Source organism: Aeromonas sp. 25-AL00135, from assembly GCF_054052385.1.
Genome location: NZ_JBSTYQ010000052.1, coordinates 1 through 393, shown reverse-complemented (window position 1 = coordinate 393; position 393 = coordinate 1). Strand labels below are relative to the sequence as shown.

1 pseudogene is annotated in these 393 nt (G+C 47.1%); it reads right to left on the bottom strand.

Annotated elements, in window-relative coordinates:
* A pseudogene (locus ACW5XC_RS20430) lies at positions 1–74 on the bottom strand (gamma carbonic anhydrase family protein); the annotation flags it as partial.
* Between the last annotated feature and the right edge of the window lie 319 nt (positions 75–393).

The window sequence follows — 393 nt, the reverse complement described above, 5'->3', positions numbered from 1 at the left end:
TTGCCCAGTTGTGGGCGTTTTCCTTTGTAGGGTCTCAGTCGCAAGTCCATCTTGGCCTCCATGTTTTCGGCCATTCTAACAACCTGAAGGCTGTTTCTGTGGATAAGTTTGTATAAAAGCTGTGGTTGGAGATGAATAACTAAAAAAGTGCCCTTTTTTGCAATTTTATTGCAGGAGAGGGGTTGCCAGAACGAATTCACTCCCTATAATGCGCCTCCATCGACACGGCAAGCGGCAACGCAAACAACCATGTCGGTAACCTAGAAAAGCCTTTGCAAATAAGGCTTGACTCGAGAAGGCGGTTGAGTAGAATGCCACTCCCGCAGCAGCAAAAGCTGCGTCGCTCTTTAACAATTTGAATCAAGCAATCTGTGTGGGCACTCACAGCATCGA